This window comes from Streptococcus sp. k-402 (genome assembly GCF_013277515.1).
Taxonomy (GTDB): domain Bacteria; phylum Bacillota; class Bacilli; order Lactobacillales; family Streptococcaceae; genus Streptococcus.
In genome coordinates this window covers 88,611-94,911 of record NZ_VMNB01000013.1, presented here as the reverse complement: position 1 = coordinate 94,911, position 6,301 = coordinate 88,611, and the positions used below count along the sequence as shown (strand labels likewise).

Here is a 6,301-nt window from a genome sequence, read left to right as displayed (position 1 = left end):
TTGACAAAGAGCTAAAAAAAGCAGTTACACAACTGCAACTGCTTTCTATTCTTGCATGGTGTAACCAACACCACGCACGGTTTTAATGTAGCTTTTTTGACCTTTTACATCAAGCTTGCTACGTAGATAACGGATATAGACATCCACGATATTGGTTTCGGTTGCACTTTCATACTTCCAGACACTTTCCAACAATTGCTCACGAGTCAAAACTTTCTTGCTTCCCATAAGAGTAGCCAAAAGGTCATACTCACGACGCGTTAGAGCAATCATCTCCTCGCCACGATAAACAGTATGATGCTCCACATCCATACGCAGATTGCGGTAAGACGTTGGAACCTTCATCTGACTACAGTGTTGGTCGATGAAGTCCCGACCTCGGAAAATCGCTGAAATACGAGCTACCAGATTATCAATGATTACTGGCTTATAGATGTAAGAAACGGCAAAGCGTTGGATTGTCTCAAGCTGGTCTTGCAATTCTTCACGATGGTCCAAGACCATGATGATTGAAGCTGGCTTAGTCCGACTCAGCTTATCTGCAAAATCCTGGGCTGTCATATCCCCCAGACGAGCATTCAATAAAATCAAGTCATAGTCTGTCTGAAGAGCCATGGAGAGGGCTTTTTGCCCCTCCTCAACCTGATCAACTCGGTATTGCTCTTTTTGGAGTTCCAAACTTAAAAAATGAGCTAGATTTCGTTCTTTCTCAAGTAATAAAATCCGTTTCCCCATGGCAGACCTACTTATTTTTCGTCATACCAAGAGTAGTGGAAGGTTCCTTCTTTGTCTTTACGTTGGTAAGTGTGAGCACCAAAGTAGTCACGTTGCGCTTGGATCAAATTAGCTGGAAGGTCAGCTGAACGGTAGCTATCATAGTAAGTAATAGCTGCTGAGAAGGTTGGCACTGGTACACCAGCTTGAACCGCAAGAGCTACGATGTCACGCACTGCTTGTTGGTACTTAGCAGTAACATCCAAGAAGTACTCATCCAAAAGAAGGTTAGCAAGGTCTGCATCACGGTTGTAAGCATCTGTAATCTTTTGCAAGAAACGAGAACGGATGATACAGCCATCACGCCAGATAGATGCGATGTCTGCAAATGGCAAGTTCCAGTTGTTTTCTTTAGAAGCTACACGCAATTGCGCAAAACCTTGTGCGTATGAAATGATTTTTGAGAAGTAAAGGGCTTGACGGATTTTTTCAATCAACTCAGCCTTGTCTCCTTCAAATTTGAAGTCAGCTGGTTTTGGAAGAACCTTGCTAGCATGTACACGTTCTTCTTTGTAAGTTGAAATGTAACGTGCAAATACTGACTCAGTGATGAGTGACAATGGCACACCAAGGTCAAGTGATGATTGGCTAGTCCATTTACCAGTTCCCTTGTTACCTGCAGCATCAAGGATGTAGTCTACGATTGGTCCATCTTGGCCTTCATCGTCTTTACGGCTCAAGATATCAGCTGTGATTTCAATCAAGTAGCTGTCCAATTCACCCTTGTTCCACTCAGTAAAGATTTCAGCCATATCTTCTGCTGAAAGACCTAGCAAGTGTTGCATCAAGTCATAGCTTTCTGCGATCAATTGCATATCACCATACTCGATACCGTTGTGAACCATTTTCACATAGTGACCAGCTCCATCAGGACCAATGTAAGTCACACATGGTTTGCCATCTTCTGGTGCTTTAGCTGAGATTTCTTCAAGAACATCTGCAACCAATTCGTAGGCTTCTTTTTGTCCACCAGGCATGATAGAAGGACCTTCAAGGGCACCTTTTTCACCACCAGAAACTCCAGTACCGATAAAGTTGATGCCTGAGTTTGCCAATTCTTCATTACGACGGATTGTATCTTTGTAGAAAGTGTTTCCTCCGTCGATCAAGATATCACCCTTATCAAGGTGTGGAAGAAGGGCTTGGATAGTAGCATCTGTACCAGGTCCAGCTTGAACCATGAGCATGATGCGACGAGGTTTTTCGATTGAGTTTACAAAGCTTTCAACGTCATAGCTTGGTACAAAGTTCTTTTCAGGATGGCAAGCAATTACATCTTCAGTTTTTTCTTTACTACGGTTGTAAATAGCAACTGTGTAACCACGAGATTCAATATTAAGGGCAAGGTTACGACCCATTACGGCCATACCAACAACACCAAAGTTAGCTTTTGTCATTTGACACTCCTCTTGTTTAATTTGTTTTATTTTATCATTTTTACTTTTGAAAAGAAAGAATTTTGTAACGACTGCTTAGTAGTCCAAGTCATCCGCATGTCCAGAACCATTTCCAACAAAGTAACCTGTCTTACAGTTAAGGGTAAAGAGATAGGTTCCGTCTGGCTTGTAGAGGTTGTAATAACCATTGCCATTAACGATATTGACACGTTCGAGGATGTATTGGTTACCAGTGATATAACCACGCGAACGTGAAGTCGCTAGAATTTGTTCCAAGACACCATCCGCAAAATCCCAGGCAGAGTTATTACTATCATCTACAGCTGATTGATTGAACGGTACACGACTTGAAGCTCTCTGAAGGTTAACTCCAGAACTTGATAAACCGCCATAGCTATCATCCCGCGCAGAAACTGAATTATTTGATGAGGCGCTTGAAGATGGACTGGCGTTACTTGTAGTATTGTCGGTAGAAGAATTTGAACTTGCTTGACTAGAACTGCTAGTTTGACTTGAACTTGAGCTCGAAGTACTTGTTTGCTGGCTCTTACCAAGGCTGATAGCCTTATCTAGCACTTTGTCAATCTCAGTATTGCCAGTTTTAATCTCTGTAAATTTAGCATCCGATTTGGCTTTGGCATTGGTATCCAATACACCATCAACAATAGCTGGTTTTTCAAATTGTGCATTGACATCTTGAATGGCCTTGATTTGCGTCGCTAGACTGTCATACTTAGATTTAGCAAGTGCATGTTCGCGACTACCTTCCAGCTTATCAAGTAAGGTCTTGAGTTGACTTAGTTTATCAAACTGACTATTTTTCAAAGCCGTTTTATTACTATCTGTGTAGAAGGCGTCATAAAGTGTATTAAAATCATCCACATCTGATTGATTGGCTGTAGTTGATTGAGAAGTTTCAATTTCCTTGGTCGAGCGATTCACTTGCCGATAGACATAATAAGCACTGACACAGATAATCACTGATACAAGCGCCAAAGCGGTCAAAACAAAGCCTTTTTTACTTTTCTTTTCTGAGTCCTCTTGATCCAGACGAGAAAGGTTTTGCTCCTCTTCCACTTCTTCAGTCATTTCTGTTGGAGTTTCATCCTCTAGCAATAGAGGATCCAAGCCTTGCTCCTCATCGTCCAGAGGCAAGGGTGGTAAGATGTCTTCAGAAGATGGAACTTCCTCCGAAGAAGCTTCTGACTCCTCTACAGCCTCACGCATCTCTTGAATTAAATCATCCAGACTATGAGTTTCAACTAACTCCTCTTTTTTGTATTGGCGAGTCGCAAACTTATCTGCTTCGATTTCATCTTTGTGTTGTTTAACATACTTGTCCAAAATGGAATCCTCAGGCAAGACTCCTGCTTCCACTTCTTCATTTTTACGAATAGCTTGACCAACTGTTAGCTCTTTTGCCTCATCAAAATCAAATTGCGGTTCTTGACCTTCTTTTTTATGACGATTTCGTCTTTTTTTACTCATGAGTATCCCTTTCTATTTTACCTCTTGCCGTTTGACACGCTGACCAAAATATTGATACAGATCCACTTTCAAGGTTCCGTTGTATAACTTACGCTTCTTATCTGCTTGACTACCATACTTGCTTTCAAAGGCTTCATCACTAGTCAGGATAAATTTGCTCCAAGTTTTCAGTGGTGCAAATACTTGACCCATTTCAGCATAGAGCTTGGTCACCCCTGCATCATCTGATAAACGCTCCCCGTAAGGCGGATTGGAGATAATCACACCATTGATTTTATCAGAACGTAAATCCTGCACGCGCATCTGCTTAAAAGTAATGTCTCCTGCAACACCAGCTGCCTGGGCATTAGCCTTAGCAATTTCTACCATGCGAGCATCAATATCACAGCCCATGATATCCAGTTCCAGCTCACGATCCACTTTTTGAGCCGCCTCTGTGCGAACATCTTGAATCAAGCGATCGCTAACCCAGTTCCATTCCTCAAATGCAAAAGAGCGACGCAGACCTGGAGCCATCTTTCTAGCAATCATGACCGCCTCGATACAGAAAGTCCCCGAACCACAGGTCGGATCAATCAAAGGCTTGTCTGGATACCAGTTAGAGAGTTGCAAAATAGCTGCCCCCATGTTTTCCTTGATAGGAGCGCCTCCTTTTTCGGTACGATAGCCACGTTTAAAGAGACTGGAGCCTGTCGTATCAATCATGACAGTTGCCACATCTTTGAGAATAGAGACCTCAATCTTAAACTCTGGGCCATTCTCCATCAGTGGAACACCTTCTGGGCGAGCATAGTGTTTCTGCAATTTCTTGACAACAGCTTTCTTAGAAATAGCCTGAACACTAGGTTCATTATGAAGTTTGGACTTAACACATTTGGCTTTTGAAATCGGGAACCGAGCTCCGAGTGGTAAATAATTTTCCCAATCTAAAGCAAAAACTCCCTGAAAGAGCTCCTCAAAAGTCTTAGCTGGGAAGGTTCCTACGATAATTTTGATACGATCTGCTGCTCGAAGCCAGAGGTTGGTTTCAATAATAGCTTTCACGTCTCCTTGAAAACGCACACGTCCATTTTCAACCTGACAATCGTAGCCCAACTCTCGCACTTCTCGTCCCACAACAGCTTCAAGACCTGCTGCCACAGTTGCAATTAAATTAAATTCTTTTTTCATGTTACAGTCTTGCAAGACCTTTCTATATGTCCACTTTAAAAAATGAGGTTGAGAAAATTTCTCAGCCCCAACCTATATGCAATTTTCTATAAGCCATGTTTTGTTCCAGAAGTGACTAGGACCACTTCCTTCGATAATCATCTGTCTACCACTAACAGCTCTAGCTGATAGCAGTCAGAATACTACGTTCGTTTCCGCGTACTCCATGCCCCGACCAAAATTTGGGTTGCTAGCTTGAGGGGTTTACCGCGTTCCACTCTCTCTGTTTCCAGAAAGACTCCGTCACTGTGGCACTTTCAAGCCTACTCTGACCTATCCAAGGACTTAGCCATTTCAACTGCCGTAACGATTTCTCGTCCCTAGGCTTATGGTTTCGCCTAGCACAAACACTACAGGCATCACAGCCTGTGCTAGCATGGACTTTCCTCATGAGAAGCAATTCTCCTCACGCGATTATCCAAAAATTGCATGTAACAAGACCTGAATTACAAATCAGTATTGTCTAAAATTTGTTTACCGAATACTTCTTTTTCAAGACGATTCAAGCGTTTCAAAATATCAAAATTCGTCATAGAAGATGAAGCAGCCACATCAATTGGATCTGGGTGACTAGGACTTGGAGCCGAACTCACTTGCGGTTTACGCGTTAATTCTTCCTTCAAATCCGCAATCTCCTGACGAAGTGACTTGACCAAGGCAGCATAGGTTTCATAGTCCTTGATGACATCGTCTAAAAACTCATCAACTTCTACCTTACTATAGCCACGGACTTCACGCCCAAACTCTTGTTCAAAAATATCTTTTGCTGAAAAAATAATACTTGCCATGTCTCTCTCCATTCTCGCTTGCTAGTATTATTATATAAAAAAAGGCAAACAAAAATCAAGGTCAAAGCTTCAATTTTCGGAAAAATTTTCAGCAAGTTCATTTAATTGATCAAATGTTAATCTCTTTATAAAATAGTCCTCTTGATTTTTCATCTTTTGGTAAAAATAAGCTAGTTTCGTCTCATTTTCTTCATCATAAAAAAGATAGGAACTAGTCGTGTTTTCCAGTAAAAACTGCTGGTAATCTCTTAACTGCCCCTTGTGTTCATAGCGAGGATAGGCATATTTGACAAAGTCTACTTGCTTAAAACGACTCAGTTTCATCTGATTGTCTTCATTCCAATTTTCCCCATGGGTTTCAAAAGCAAAAATGGTAGCCAACTGGAAACCGTACTCGGTTTTCATCTCCTGAGCAACCTCTAAAACCCAATATTCAAAACCCAAACTTCCTGTAAACACAAGCCAAGACACCCCATCTGTTGCCATAGCCTCTAAATCTTTACGTATCGCTTTTTTAATCAATTTAAGACGAGGATCCTTGTCAGAAAACAAACCCAAATCAAAAGCAGAATAGCCTAAAACCAAAGCTGTAGCCATTTTTAACCCTTTCTGTGCAAATTTATGGTATAATAGAGTGATGTTATT

The 6,301-nt window shown here is 41.6% G+C and carries 6 protein-coding genes and 1 other RNA gene; all 7 read right to left on the bottom strand.

Translation table 11 applies throughout. The annotated features are described in order from the left end of the window. Positions 1 to 45 precede the first annotated feature (45 nt). Positions 46 to 735: a response regulator transcription factor gene (locus tag HT724_RS09150; RefSeq protein WP_173276334.1), complete on the bottom strand. Its 690-nt coding sequence runs from the start codon at positions 733 to 735 to the stop codon at positions 46 to 48. A gap of 11 nt (positions 736 to 746) precedes the next feature. After that, complete coding sequence (gndA, locus tag HT724_RS09145) at positions 747 to 2,171, bottom strand: NADP-dependent phosphogluconate dehydrogenase (RefSeq protein ID WP_084861612.1); 1,425 nt, start codon at positions 2,169 to 2,171, stop codon at positions 747 to 749. 75 nt (positions 2,172 to 2,246) lie between these two features. Continuing rightward, positions 2,247 to 3,659, bottom strand: coding sequence for a cell division site-positioning protein MapZ family protein (locus HT724_RS09140; protein ID WP_173276333.1), 1,413 nt, complete (start codon positions 3,657 to 3,659; stop codon positions 2,247 to 2,249). 12 nt (positions 3,660 to 3,671) lie between these two features. Next, positions 3,672 to 4,829 (bottom strand): class I SAM-dependent RNA methyltransferase, encoded by a 1,158-nt coding sequence (locus HT724_RS09135; protein WP_166731148.1) that lies wholly within the window; start codon positions 4,827 to 4,829, stop codon positions 3,672 to 3,674. A gap of 84 nt (positions 4,830 to 4,913) precedes the next feature. Then, an RNA gene (rnpB, locus tag HT724_RS09130) (RNase P RNA component class B) lies at positions 4,914 to 5,294 on the bottom strand. 20 nt (positions 5,295 to 5,314) lie between these two features. Next, complete coding sequence (gpsB, locus tag HT724_RS09125) at positions 5,315 to 5,656, bottom strand: cell division regulator GpsB (RefSeq protein WP_000146532.1); 342 nt, start codon at positions 5,654 to 5,656, stop codon at positions 5,315 to 5,317. A gap of 69 nt (positions 5,657 to 5,725) precedes the next feature. After that, a complete protein-coding gene (locus tag HT724_RS09120) occupies positions 5,726 to 6,253 on the bottom strand; it encodes a DUF1273 domain-containing protein (RefSeq protein ID WP_050441138.1) in 528 nt (175 codons plus the stop codon). Between the last annotated feature and the right edge of the window lie 48 nt (positions 6,254 to 6,301).

Excerpts from the sequence above, each read along its gene's own strand:
- HT724_RS09140 (WP_173276333.1), bottom strand. The coding sequence starts at position 3,659 with ATGAGTAAAAAAAGACGAAATCGTCATAAAAAAGAAGGTCAAGAACCG.
- HT724_RS09150 (WP_173276334.1), bottom strand. The coding sequence starts at position 735 with ATGGGGAAACGGATTTTATTACTTGAGAAAGAACGAAATCTAGCTCAT.
- HT724_RS09135 (WP_166731148.1), bottom strand. The coding sequence starts at position 4,829 with ATGAAAAAAGAATTTAATTTAATTGCAACTGTGGCAGCAGGTCTTGAA.
- gndA (WP_084861612.1), bottom strand. The coding sequence starts at position 2,171 with ATGACAAAAGCTAACTTTGGTGTTGTTGGTATGGCCGTAATGGGTCGT.
- gpsB (WP_000146532.1), bottom strand. The coding sequence starts at position 5,656 with ATGGCAAGTATTATTTTTTCAGCAAAAGATATTTTTGAACAAGAGTTT.
- HT724_RS09120 (WP_050441138.1), bottom strand. The coding sequence starts at position 6,253 with ATGGCTACAGCTTTGGTTTTAGGCTATTCTGCTTTTGATTTGGGTTTG.